General features: G+C 45.3%; 9 protein-coding genes and 1 pseudogene. 2 read left to right on the top strand and 8 right to left on the bottom strand.

Annotation, left to right across the window (positions count from 1 at the left end):
• Positions 1-69 precede the first annotated feature (69 nt).
• The 5 genes from AB6E78_RS07665 to AB6E78_RS07645 all read right to left on the bottom strand — a co-directional run bounded on the left by AB6E78_RS07665 (position 70) and on the right by AB6E78_RS07645 (position 5,746).
• Positions 70-834 (bottom strand): transporter substrate-binding domain-containing protein, encoded by a 765-nt coding sequence (locus AB6E78_RS07665; protein ID WP_017072457.1) that lies wholly within the window; start codon positions 832-834, stop codon positions 70-72.
• 279 nt (positions 835-1,113) lie between these two features.
• On the bottom strand, positions 1,114-2,880 hold the full coding sequence (locus tag AB6E78_RS07660; protein WP_136979158.1) for a sodium:solute symporter family protein: 1,767 nt from the start codon (positions 2,878-2,880) through the stop codon (positions 1,114-1,116).
• Positions 2,881-3,743: 863 nt separating this feature from the next.
• A complete protein-coding gene (locus AB6E78_RS07655; RefSeq protein ID WP_017069898.1) occupies positions 3,744-4,370 on the bottom strand; it encodes a bifunctional 4-hydroxy-2-oxoglutarate aldolase/2-dehydro-3-deoxy-phosphogluconate aldolase in 627 nt (208 codons plus the stop codon).
• A gap of 73 nt (positions 4,371-4,443) precedes the next feature.
• Positions 4,444-5,376, bottom strand: a complete 933-nt coding sequence (locus tag AB6E78_RS07650; protein WP_017061485.1) for a sugar kinase — start codon at positions 5,374-5,376, stop codon at positions 4,444-4,446.
• A 34-nt stretch (positions 5,377-5,410) separates the two neighbouring features.
• Positions 5,411-5,746 (bottom strand): cupin domain-containing protein, encoded by a 336-nt coding sequence (locus AB6E78_RS07645; RefSeq protein ID WP_009846518.1) that lies wholly within the window; start codon positions 5,744-5,746, stop codon positions 5,411-5,413.
• Between the two features lie 333 nt (positions 5,747-6,079).
• Between AB6E78_RS07645 and AB6E78_RS07640 the strand changes: the two genes are divergently transcribed.
• Both AB6E78_RS07640 and AB6E78_RS07635 read left to right on the top strand, forming a co-directional pair.
• Positions 6,080-8,287: a heparinase II/III family protein gene (locus AB6E78_RS07640; protein ID WP_171733250.1), complete on the top strand. Its 2,208-nt coding sequence runs from the start codon at positions 6,080-6,082 to the stop codon at positions 8,285-8,287.
• Positions 8,288-8,289: 2 nt separating this feature from the next.
• Positions 8,290-10,443, top strand: coding sequence for a heparinase II/III family protein (locus AB6E78_RS07635; protein ID WP_065583811.1), 2,154 nt, complete (start codon positions 8,290-8,292; stop codon positions 10,441-10,443).
• A 279-nt stretch (positions 10,444-10,722) separates the two neighbouring features.
• On the opposite strand, the pseudogene phnE (AB6E78_RS07630) reads toward AB6E78_RS07635, so the two are convergent.
• The 3 genes and pseudogenes from phnE (AB6E78_RS07630) to phnC form a co-directional block, all read right to left on the bottom strand.
• A pseudogene (gene phnE, locus AB6E78_RS07630) lies at positions 10,723-11,553 on the bottom strand (phosphonate ABC transporter, permease protein PhnE).
• Positions 11,554-11,563: 10 nt separating this feature from the next.
• On the bottom strand, positions 11,564-12,439 hold the full coding sequence (gene phnE, locus AB6E78_RS07625; RefSeq protein WP_372133527.1) for a phosphonate ABC transporter, permease protein PhnE: 876 nt from the start codon (positions 12,437-12,439) through the stop codon (positions 11,564-11,566).
• Positions 12,436-13,254: a phosphonate ABC transporter ATP-binding protein gene (gene phnC, locus AB6E78_RS07620; RefSeq protein ID WP_372133530.1), complete on the bottom strand. Its 819-nt coding sequence runs from the start codon at positions 13,252-13,254 to the stop codon at positions 12,436-12,438. The genes phnE (AB6E78_RS07625) and phnC overlap by 4 nt, the downstream gene beginning before the upstream one ends.
• Between the last annotated feature and the right edge of the window lie 98 nt (positions 13,255-13,352).

Genomic DNA, 13,352 nt, shown 5'->3' with positions numbered 1-13,352 from the left:
CCATTGAACCATAACGAAAGAGGCCAGCATTACTGGCCTCTTTTTTGTTACGGTATAAATTGAAAAGAGTTACTTAAGGGAGTTGTGGATCAGGAACTCTTCTTCAACACCTTTCAATTTCATCTCATCCATAATGAAGTTCACCGTGTTCAACAAACGTTGTTCACCTTTAGGAATCAGGTAGCCGAACTGACTGTTGGTGAACGGGGTTTCGCAGCGGGCCGCTTCAAGACGTTCGTCAGTTACCTGATAGAACAGACCTTCAGGGGTTTCTGTCACCATCACATCAACTTTGCCTTCCGCTACTGCTTTTGGTACGTCGAGGTTGTTCTCGTAGCGTGTGAAGCTTGCGTTCTGCAAGTTCGCGTCGGCAAAGATCTCGTTAGTGCCGCCAATGTTCACGCCCACACGAACAGAAGAGTGGTTCACTTTCTCAATGCTGTCGTACTGTTCTGCGGTGCCTTTCGCAACCAAGAAACACTTACCAAAGGTCATGTAGCCTTGAGTTTGTTCCGCGTTTAACTGACGCTGCATTTTACGCGTAATGCCGCCCATCGCGATGTCGTACTTATCGTCGTCTAGGTCGGTCAGTAGATCTTTCCATGTGGTACGAACAATCTTCAATTCAACGCCTAATTGTTCCGCGATGTGCTGTGCAACATCGATATCGTAGCCAGAGTAGCTTTTACCATCGAAGTAAGAGAAAGGCTTGTAGTCGCCAGTAGTGCCCACACGCAGAGTACCTGATTTTTGAATGTCTTCTAGCTGGTCAGCGTGTGCGACACCAGAAAGTGCCAGAGCAATGGAAGCAAGTAATAGTGATGTTTTTTTCATTGTAATTGTCTGTTGTGTTTGTGTTGTCATTCAAAGTAACAGAAACAATCAGAGAAAGAGATCAAACCATTGGAAAGGTTGGAAAAGAAGATGAAACGAGGGCAGGAGATAGGTATTTCTATGGTTTGTGAGCATTGATCGAGGTGCGTTTCATATTCCGTTTTGATAAACCGAAGACAAACAAAAAGCCCATGTTATCGAATAACATGGGCTTCATTTTGGTTTAACTTGTTAGCTGCTTATTTAGCTATTTAGCTATTTAGCTGTTTAGCTGTTTAGCTATTTGGCAACTGACTCGTTGTTCATCTTAGCCGGAGCTTTAGATGCGTTAACCAATAGGATACCAACGGTTAGTACCATTGAACCACATAGTAGGAACAACAAGCGTCCTGTTGGTTCGTTTGGAATCAGAGCCATTGCTAGGATACCGAAACCTGCTGTGCTGATAAGCTTACCAAGCATTGAACGCTGTTTAGTATCTAGGTTTTGTTGCTCTTCACCTTCCGCTACAAGCGGCGTGTTCCAGTTAGTGAATAGTTGGTCAACTTCTTTCTCACGCTCTGGCGATAGGCCTTTGTAGAAGCGAGAAGTCATGATGAAGTAACCACCTGTGAACACTACGTGAGCAGCTAAGCTAAGACCTACTTTCAAGTCGCTCCATTCACGGCCTGTAAGCGCTGTTTCTAGACCAAATAGGTTCTCGATGTCTTCTGCTTGCAGAGAGATACCGAAGATGTAAGAAACGAAACCACCAACCACTAGAGTAGACCAACCAGCCCAGTCAGGTGTCTTACGAATCCACATACCTAGTAGGACAGGGATAAGCATTGGGAAGCCAATCAACGCACCTACGTTCATTACGATATCGAACAAGCTTAAGTGACGCAGAGAGTTAATGAATAGACCAATCGCAATGATGAAAATACCCATCATGATAGTCGTTATCTTACTTACAATAACCAGCTCTTTCTGAGTCGCATTTTTACGAAGAATCGGGCTGTAGAAGTTCATTACAAAGATACCAGCGTTACGGTTCAAACCTGAATCCATAGAAGACATCGTTGCAGCGAACATTGCTGACATAAGAAGACCAACCATACCTGCTGGCATTACGTTTTGTACGAATGCTAGGTAAGCAGCATCACCGGCTTTGTCGCCCATTGATGTGTATTGCTCAGCGAACTCAGGCATGAATGCACTAACGTACCAAGGTGGTAGGAACCAAATTAGTGGACCAACAACCATAAGGATACATGCTAGGCCCGCCGCTTTACGTGCGTTTTCACTGTCTTTTGCACATAGGTAACGGTAAGCGTTGATGCTGTTGTTCATTACACCGAACTGCTTCACGAAGATGAATACAACCCAAAGGATGAAGACGCTCATGTAGTTTAGGTTGTTACCTAACATGAAGTCACCGTCGAAGTTAGCAACGATGTTAGTTAAGCCGCCACCGTGGAAGTAAGCTGCTACCGCACAAGTGATTGTCACGGCCATGATTACAAGCATTTGCATGAAGTCAGAAGCAACAACCGCCCAAGAGCCGCCCGTTACTGCCATCAATACTAGAACCATACCCGTTACCACAATGGTAGCTTCCATTGGGATATTGAATACCGCTGCTACAAAGATAGCTAGACCGTTTAGCCAGATACCTGCAGAGATAAGGCTATCCGGCATACCTGCCCATGTGAAGAACTGTTCAGACGTTTTACCAAAGCGCTGACGAATAGCTTCGATCGCCGTTACCACACGAAGTTGGCGGAACTTTGGAGCGAAGTACATATAGTTCATGAAGTAGCCAAAAGCATTGGCTAAGAATAGGATTACAATAACGAAACCGTCATTGAATGCGCGTCCTGCGGCACCTGTAAACGTCCATGCTGAAAATTGTGTCATGAAGGCAGTTGCACCAACCATCCACCACAACATTTTGCCGCCCCCTCTGAAGTAATCGCTTGTAGAGGTGGTGAACTTACGGAACATCCAACCAATTGCGATTAAAAAGAAGAAGTAGGCGAGAACAACAAAAGTATCAATAGTCATCTTTTCAGCCTTTTAAATATCATAATTAACTGGGCTTAGATTAACGCGTCCCAAGGTTTATTTGTACTACAATATGTCTTTAGTATGATCTAGGTCGCATTGATTTTTCGGCCTCTAACACGTGGTTATATAAGTATTTGTTTTAATTGAATTTAAATGTGAGTGTATTTTGTTTGAGATCTAAAATAAATTGAGGGTTAAATGTTTATATGTATTACAATATAAACAAAAGCGCTTACTTTGCCGTATCTATAAGATTTTAATTATAACCGTAACAAATGTGCTACAAATTGGTGTGTTGTGCGACGACATTCACGTTAATTTGGAACCCTATACTGAAAATTTTTGTATTGAGATTTCAAGTGTAGCTCATTGTTTTCACTTCGCTATTTTCTGTTTATCTGCGGCCATGAAGCCTTTCTATGCTATTTATTCATCATAGAGGTGCGTATTTGGAATTTTTGTCACTGAGTGGGCGTTAAACTCGATGACGGGACACATTTTGCGGCGCACTTTGTCTATTGTGGCCATCAGTGCATGCGATGAGAGATGTTTGACGACGTATCGAAAAGGAACATTGCTGGATAAAGGGCTGGATAAAGGGCTGGGTAAAAGGGGGTAGATAGGCAGTAGGGACACCAGTAACGCTTCGTTAGATGCATACTGACGTAGATTGAAAGCCTTACATTACTCGTTCTTGCCCGTCTTAGTCGTGGAGCTGTACGAGGCCATAGGGAGAAAGGCGATAGGGTGTGGGGGAAACACAACGTTGATTTAGCGTGTTTACGGTTAGTCAGCGCAATAAACGCCAGATAACAAAAAGCCCCACCGAGGTGAGGCTTCATCACTCAATCTAAAATAGATTAAGCGTTAACGTGATCAACTGCATCACGAACAAGCTTGCCTAGTTCGTCCCACTTACCTTCGTCGATAAGGTTAGTTGGAACCATCCAAGTACCGCCACACGCAAGTACAGAAGGGATCGATAGGTATTCATCAACATTCTTCAAGCTTACGCCACCAGTAGGCATAAATTTAACAGGGTAAACCGCTGTTAGTGCTTTAAGCATACCAGTACCGCCAGAAGGTTCAGCAGGGAAGAACTTCAACGTGCGAAGGCCCATTTCCATTGCTTGTTCAACTAGGCTTGGGTTGTTAACACCCGGTACGATTGCAACGCCTTTATCGATACAGTATTGAACAGTGCGCGGGTTGAAACCTGGGCTTACGATGAAATCAACGCCAGCTTCGATAGATGCGTCAACTTGCTCGTTAGTCAGTACAGTACCTGAACCAATTAGCATGTCTGGGAATTCTTTACGCATGATGCGAATCGCTTCGATTGCACATTCTGTACGTAGCGTGATTTCTGCACATGGCATGCCGTTTTCAACAAGTGCTTTACCTAGAGGGATAGCGTCTTCAGCACGGTTGATAGCGATTACAGGAATTACTTTTAGGTTTGCTAGTTGTTCATTTAATGTAGTCATGAATTCTTTCTCACGTTAAATGTGGGCTTGCTTTCAACTAAGCAAACCCTTGATTAATAGTTAAAGTGCGTAATTATAGAGACAGATCAGGCGTCGCTTCTAGAGGAATGATAGCACCTGGATGCTGAATCACAGTCCCTGCCACAATATGACCTGCTAACGCTGCATCACGTGCATTGCCACCGCTTAAGCGCTTAGCTAGGAAGCCCGCGCTGAACGAGTCGCCAGCCGCTGTAGTATCAACAATGTTGTCTACTGGGTTTGGAGCAACGTACTGTGCGCTTTGGCTCTCAACTACTAGGCAGTCTTTAGCACCACGTTTAATGATGATCTCTTTCACACCAGATTCAGACGTACGTGCAATACACTGTTCAATGCTTTCGTCGCCGTACAGCTCTTGCTCGTCATCGAACGTCAGTAGAGCCGTGTCTGTGTACTTAAGCATCTTCAAGTACCAAGAAATCGCTTCTTGTTGGCTTTCCCAAAGTTTTGGACGGAAGTTATTGTCGAAGAATACTTGGCCGCCTTGCGCTTTAAATTTGTCTAAGAAGTTGAATAGCTGCGTGCGTCCATTCTCTGTCAAGATAGCAAGCGTAATACCACTTAGGTAAACCGCATCAAAAGAGAATAACTTATCAAGTAGAGCAGGTGTGTCTTCCTGGTCAAACATGAATTTTGCTGCAGCATCATTACGCCAGTAGTGGAAACTGCGTTCACCAGTTTCATCGGTCTCGATGTAGTAAAGCCCTGGTTGTTTGTGATCAAGCTGAGCAATTAAGCTAGTGTCGATACCTTCCGCTTGCCACTTTTCTAACATGTCGGTACTGAATGGGTCAGTGCCTAGTGCTGTTACGTAGCTCGTGTTGATATCTTGCTCTTTTGTTAAGCGAGACAAGTAAAGTGCAGTATTTAGTGTGTCGCCACCGAAACTTTGCTTAAGCCCGTCTTGTTTCTTTTGTAGCTCAACCATGCACTCGCCAATGACCGCGATGTTTAATGATTTCATATGCTTACCTTAGCAACTGAGGTTGCGCTGTTTATTATTTTAGGAAATCTTCACGCGCAGGGTTGAAGATATCAAGAAGGATGCTGTCTTGCTCTAGTGCAACTGCACCGTGCATCATGTGTTTACGAGCGAAGTAAGCATCGCCTTCTTTAAGGACTTTCTTTTCGCCTTCAATCTCAGCTTCGAAGCTGCCACGAACTACGTAACCGATTTGGTCATGGATTTCGTGAGTATGAGGGTGGCCAATCGCGCCCTTATCAAAACATAGGTGTACTGCCATTAGATCGTCAGTGTAAGCAACGATTTTACGCTTAATGCCGCCACCAAGTTCTTCCCATGGGTTTTCATCTAGGATAAAGAAAGAGTTCATTGTGTATCTCCTAATCTGTTTAAATCTTTTAAGTGTTACTTAACTTGCATCCATCATAAGGGAATGAGTTCAATTGTAATACAATATATCTAAATTTGTGTGATATCGATCAAGCGATACTTTATATAGCGTAAATAAATCAACAACTTAATAAATGGCCAATATTTACCATTAGTAAGCTACATCAATGACTTATGGCTAATTGTGTGACTCTACTCATCATTTAGCGACGAATAGGTATAATTAAAGCTCATATTGTATTACTTTATATGAAGTTTGAAAATTTAATCAAAGTTTAAGCAGATAAACTCTTTATTGAGGGTGACAAAGAATATGACGACTAAACCAGTATTGTTGACTGAAGCAGAAATCGAGCAGCTTCATCTTGAAGTGGGCCGTTCTAGCTTAATGGGCAAAACCATTGCAGCGAACGCGAAAGATCTAGAAGCATTCATGCGTTTACCTATTGATGTCCCAGGTCATGGTGAGGCTGGTGGTTACGAACATAACCGCCATAAGCAAAATTACACGTACATGAATCTAGCTGGTCGCATGTTCTTGATCACTAAAGAGCAAAAGTACGCTGACTTTGTTACAGAATTACTAGAAGAGTACGCAGACAAATACCTAACGTTTGATTACCACGTACAGAAAAACACTAACCCTACAGGTCGTTTGTTCCACCAAATCCTGAACGAACACTGCTGGTTAATGTTCTCAAGCTTAGCTTACTCTTGTGTTGCTTCAACCCTGACACAAGAACAACGCGACAATATTGAGTCTCGTATTTTCGAACCAATGCTAGAAATGTTCACAGTTAAATACGCACACGACTTCGACCGAATTCACAACCACGGTATTTGGGCTGTAGCCGCTGTCGGTATTTGTGGTCTTGCTCTTGGCAAGCGTGAGTACCTTGAAATGTCAGTGTACGGCATTGACCGTAACGACACTGGCGGCTTCCTAGCGCAAGTTTCTCAGCTGTTTGCACCGTCTGGCTACTACATGGAAGGTCCTTACTACCACCGTTACGCGATTCGCCCAACTTGTGTATTCGCGGAAGTGATCCACCGTCATATGCCTGAAGTGGATATCTACAACTACAAAGGCGGCGTGATTGGTAACACAGTACAAGCCATGCTTGCGACGGCTTACCCGAACGGTGAGTTCCCAGCTCTGAACGATGCATCTCGCACAATGGGCATTACAGACATGGGTGTTCAGGTTGCAGTGAGCGTTTACAGCAAACATTACTCGTCTGAAAACGGCGTAGACCAAAATATTCTGGGTATGGCGAAGATTCAAGACGCAGTATGGATGCATCCATGTGGTCTTGAGCTATCTAAAGCCTACGAAGCAGCTTCTGCTGAGAAAGAAATCGGCATGCCTTTCTGGCCAAGTGTTGAATTGAACGAAGGCCCTCAAGGTCACAACGGCGCGCAAGGCTTTATCCGTATGCAGGATAAGAAAGGCGACGTTTCTCAGTTAGTGATGAACTACGGTCAACACGGCATGGGTCACGGCAACTTCGATACGCTGGGTATTTCTTTCTTCAACCGCGGTCAAGAAGTGCTACGTGAATACGGTTTCTGTCGTTGGGTTAACGTGGAGCCAAAATTTGGCGGCCGCTACCTAGACGAAAACAAATCTTACGCTCGTCAAACGATTGCTCACAACGCAGTAACGATTGATGAAAAATGCCAGAACAACTTTGATGTTGAACGTGCAGACGCAGTACACGGCTTACCACACTTCTTCAAAGTAGAAGACGAGCAAATCAACGGCATGAGTGCGTTTGCTAACGATCACTACCAAGGTTTTGACATGCAACGCAGCGTGTTCATGCTAAATCTTGAAGAGTTGGAATCTCCGCTACTATTGGATCTTTACCGCTTAGATTCTGAGAAAGGTGGCGAAGGCGAACACCAATACGATTACTCGCACCAATATGCCGGTCAGATTGTTCGTACTAACTTTGAATACCAAGCGAATAAAGAGTTGAACACGCTGGGTAGTGACTTCGGTTACCAACACCTATGGAACGTAGCAAGCGGTGATGTGAATGGCACGGCACTTGTGAGCTGGCTACAAAACAACACCTACTACACATGGTTAGGTGCAACGTCTAACGACAATGCTGAAGTTATCTTTACTCGCACTGGCGCGAATGACCCAAGCTTCAACCTACGCTCAGAGCCTGCTTTCATTCTACGTAGCAAGGGCGAAACAACACTGTTCGCTTCTGTTCTTGAAACGCACGGTTACTTCAACGAAGAGTTCGAGCAATCAGTCAATGCTCGCGGCGTTGTGAAAGACATCAAGGTTGTCGCGCATACAAATGTAGGTTCAGTCGTCGAAATCAGCACAGAAAAATCAAATGTGACCGTGATGATCAGCAACCAACTTGGTGCGACTGACAACACTGAACACAAGGTAGAACTGAACGGCAAAGTATACAGCTGGACAGGCTTCTACTCAGTAGAGACAACTTTACAAGAAACAAATTCAGAAGAACTTAGCACTGCAAAGCAGGGGAAATAATAATGAGCTATCAACCACTTTTACTTAACTTTGATGAAGCAGCAGAGCTTCGTAAAGAACTTGGCAAGGATAGCCTTTTAGGTAACGCACTGACTCGTGACATTAAACAAACTGACGCGTACATGGCAGAAGTTGGCATCGAAGTACCAGGTCACGGTGAAGGTGGCGGTTACGAGCACAATCGTCACAAGCAAAACTACATCCATATGGATCTTGCGGGTCGTTTGTTCCTGATCACAGAGGAAACAAAGTACCGTGATTACATCGTTGATATGCTAACTGCGTACGCAACGGTATACCCAACATTGGAAAGCAACGTAAGCCGTGACACTAACCCTCCGGGTAAGCTGTTCCACCAAACGTTGAACGAGAACATGTGGATGCTTTACGCTTCTTGTGCGTACAGCTGCATTTACCACACTATCTCTGAAGAGCAGAAGCGTCTTATCGAAGACGATCTTCTGAAGCAAATGATCGAAATGTTCGTTGTTACTTACGCACACGACTTCGATATCGTACACAACCACGGCTTATGGGCAGTGGCGGCGGTAGGTATCTGTGGTTACGCGATCAACGATCAAGAGTCTGTAGATAAAGCACTTTACGGCCTGAAATTGGACAAAGTAAGCGGCGGTTTCCTAGCGCAACTTGACCAACTGTTCTCGCCAGACGGCTACTACATGGAAGGTCCTTACTATCACCGTTTCTCTCTGCGTCCAATCTACCTGTTCGCAGAAGCGATTGAACGTCGTCAGCCAGAAATCGGTATTTACGAATTTAACGATTCAGTGATCAAGACAACGTCTTACTCAGTATTCAAAACTGCATTCCCAGACGGCACATTGCCTGCTCTGAACGATTCATCGAAGACGATTTCTATCAACGATGAAGGGGTTATCATGGCGACGTCTGTGTGTTACCACCGTTACGAGCAGACTGAAACTCTGCTTGGTATGGCTGATCACCAAAAAAATGTTTGGGTTCATGCTTCTGGTAAAACACTGTCTGATGCGGTTGATGCAGCAGACGACATCAAACCATTCAACTGGGGTAGCCTGTTTGTAACAGACGGGCCTGAAGGCGAAAAAGGCGGCGTAAGCATCCTTCGTCACCGTGATGTGCAAGACGACGACACAATGGCGTTGATCTGGTTTGGTCAGCACGGTTCAGACCACCAGTACCATTCTGCGCTAGACCATGGTCACTACGATGGCTTGCACCTAAGCGTATTCAACCGTGGCCACGAAGTGCTGCACGATTACGGCTTCGGTCGTTGGGTAAACGTTGAGCCTAAGTTTGGCGGTCGTTACATCCCGGAGAACAAGTCTTACTGTAAGCAGACGGTTGCTCACAACACAGTAACGGTTGATCAGAAAACGCAGAACAACTTCAACACAGCATTGGCTGAGTCTAAGTTTGGTCAGAAGCACTTCTTCGTAGCAGACGACCAGTCGCTACAAGGTATGAGCGGCACAATTTCTGAGTACTACACTGGCGTAGACATGCAACGCAGCGTGATTCTTGCTGAACTACCTGAGTTCGAAAAACCGCTAGTAATTGATGTGTACCGCATCGAAGCTGACGCTGAGCACCAGTATGACCTACCAGTTCACCACTCTGGCCAGATCATCCGTACTGACTTTGATTACAACATGGAAAAAACGCTTAAGCCGCTAGGTGAAGACAACGGTTACCAACATCTATGGAACGTGGCTTCAGGCAAAGTAAACGAAGAAGGTTCTTTAGTAAGCTGGCTACATGACAGCAGCTACTACAGCCTAGTAACTAGCGCGAATGCGGGCAGCGAAGTGATTTTTGCTCGCACTGGTGCTAACGATCCAGACTTCAACCTTAAGAGTGAGCCTGCGTTCATCTTACGTCAGTCTGGTCAAAACCACGTGTTTGCTTCTGTACTAGAAACGCATGGTTACTTTAACGAGTCTATCGAAGCCTCTGTAGGCGCTCGTGGTCTAGTTAAATCAGTATCTGTTGTGGGCCATAACAGTGTCGGGACTGTTGTTCGCATTCAGACTACTTCTGGTAACACTTACCACTACGGTATCTCAAACCAAGCTGAAGACACGCAGCAAGCAACTCACACTGTTGAGTTCGCGGGTGAGACATACTCGTGGGAAGGATCATTTGCTCAACTGTAAATGATTGACACGCAAGTTATTTAACGATGGCTTGTGTTGATGTGGTGCTTTGCGGGAACGAAGCGTCACATTGAATTCAGTCGTGATTGCAAAATCGTTCGTTGATACCAACAACGACTGAATACATCGGGAATAAGTCAAACCGAGTAACTCATTGCGAGTTGCTCGGTTTTTTTATGCGTGTAGGAAACAGAATAGAACGTTTCAACAAACGAAAAGCCTACTCAGTGAGTAGGCTTTGATCTTAGCTAACCGTCTATTTGACGTTGTTTTTAGTATTTAGATAAGGGCTTTTCTTGCTTTGGCTGCCACCCATTCAGAGAAGATGACCGTCACTAGAATCGCACAGAAAATGACAGTCACTTGAGGCCATGCCAGCATTGCCATCGACTCTTGCAGTTTTAAGCCGATACCGCCAGCGCCCACCAAACCTAAGACGGTAGACTCACGAATATTGATATCCCAGCGGAACAAGCTCGTGCCGATGAAACTTGGCATCACTTGCGGAAGAATACCGTAGTTCAATACCTGCAGCGGAGAAGCTCCAGTCGATTGGATTGCAGACATCTGTGTTGCATTCACTTCTTCAATCGCTTCATACATTAACTTCGCCACAAAACCAATTGAACGTAGCGCTATCGCAATGATACCGGCCAACAAGCCTGGGCCGATGATTGCTACCAATAACAATGCCCAAATTAACGAGTTAATTGAACGACTTGCCGCGATGATGAACAGCGCGATAGGTCTGATAAACGTCATGCTTGGCGTTGTATTACGTGCCGCTAAGAACGCTACTGGAAACGCGAGTACGATCCCTAACAGTGTGCCAAGTGTCGCGATGTTAATGGTGTCCCACAACGGGCTCCAAAGTTAATCTAAGTAGCTCCATCTCGGCGGCCACATACGTGAAGATATATCAGCAAGTTGATTCGGTGAGTCAGTCACAAAGTACCAAATCGTATCTTTGTTCATGACTTGCCATGCGAATACTGTCAAAGCAACAAAGCAAAGCCAGCCTAGCCAAAGCATGAGGCTCTGTTTACTGTCGTAACGCTGCCATTGGGTACGATTGATGGCGCTTGTCGGTGTTTCATTTAGCGTGCTCATTGGTCGTTCCTTACTGCACATGCTTACGGATGATGGTTGAAAGGTATTCACACAACATCATAATCACGATAATAATCAATAGAATAGCGGCTTCTGCACTGTATTCGTAACGGTCCATTGCTGTGTTTAACGTTGCGCCGATACCACCTGCGCCAACAATGCCAATCACGGCTGACTCACGAAAGTTGATGTCGAGTCGGTACATCGAAAGTCCGATGAAGCGCGGCATTACCTGCGCTTGAATCGCGTAATTGACCTGTTGTAACCAACTCGCGCCCGTTGCGCGCATTGCGGTGAGTGGTGCTGGGTCAATGGCTTCAATTTCATCAGCAAACAGTTTTGCGAGAAAGCCGATGGTGGCGAAGGTGAGCGTGACAAAGCCCGCAAACGTACCAAAGCCAAATAGAGCAACACACAGAATCGCTACGATGATTTCTTGTAAGCTACGCGCAACCGAAATAAACGCACGACAGAATAAGTAAACAGGCGTAGGGGCAAGGTTTTTCGCTGCGCCTAATCCGAATGGGATTGAAAGAAGGACACCCGCCACGGTCGATGTCAGGGTCATGGTTAAACTTTCAATCAAACCTTGTGAGATGTTGTTCCATCGTCCACCAAAATCTGGGTTCATGAAAGCCAAAATGAACTGCCAGCCGCGTTCGCTGCCTTCGTAAATTCGAGTCCAGTTGACGTGTACCGATTGAGTCGCAAAGTACAAGTAAACTGCGACAATGATGATTAAGCTCCAGCGTAGCCATGGGCTAGAAATCAGTGGCGGCTTTGTCCACTGTGTCGGGTATTGTTTGGAATTCTGTTTTCCTGACTTTAAATGTTGTTGTGCTGACTTTAAATGCTGATGAGCTTGATTTGGATATGGTTGAGTCATATTGTTGCCTCAGACAGGCGAGGGCTCGTGATGATGAGGTCATCGGCCTCTTCTTCTGCTTGTTGACTCCAGTCTTCTTCACCGTAGATTTGCGTTAAAACATCTTCAGTGAGCAGGTTTGGTTTGTCATCAAATACGACACAACCTGCATTTAATCCGACCACACGGTCAACAAACTGCTTTGCTAATTGAACATCGTGAATATTGATGATGGCAGGGAGCTGTTGCTCTGAACAAATCTCACTGATCAGTCGCATGATTTGGCGCGCTGTACGTGGATCAAGTGCGGCCGTTGGTTCATCAATCAACAGTAATTTCGGTTTCTGAGCAAGTGCACGTGCAATACCAACACGTTGACGCTGACCACCCGACAGAGCATCGGCCCTTTTATTGGCGTGTTCTAACAACCCAACACGGTCGAGTAGCGCATAAGCGGCTTGGATATCCGATTCAGGGAAACGACGAGTAAAGCTCTGCCTGAAGTTCACGTAACCCAAACGCCCTGAAAGTACGTTTTCCATCACCGTTAAACGCTCAATCAGCGCGTACTCTTGGAAAATCATCCCGATTTCACGGCGTGATTGTCTCAGTTGTCGCTTAGACAGCGTTTCTAGATTGGTATTGGAAAAGATCACTTCGCCGCTGGTGGGCTCGGTGAGCCGATTAATACAACGGATAAGCGTTGATTTACCCGCACCAGATGGACCAATTAAACCAACCACTTCACCGGCATTGACCGACAAGCTAACGTTGGTAAGGGCTTTATCAGAACTGGAGTAGTGCTTGGTAAGCCCTTTAAGGGTAAGAGTAGACATAGAATTCCTATAAGAGCGGTGTACTAAGAGTTCGCCTGAGACAGGCATGGAAAGTAAACCGGAAAGAGTGGTGAATAACTGCAGGCGATTACACCTGT

This window comes from Vibrio sp. 10N.247.310.98 (assembly GCF_041467395.1).
GTDB lineage: Bacteria > Pseudomonadota > Gammaproteobacteria > Enterobacterales > Vibrionaceae > Vibrio > Vibrio crassostreae_C.
The sequence above is the reverse complement of the archived record's forward strand: the minus strand, read 5'-3'. Positions and strand labels throughout refer to the sequence as shown.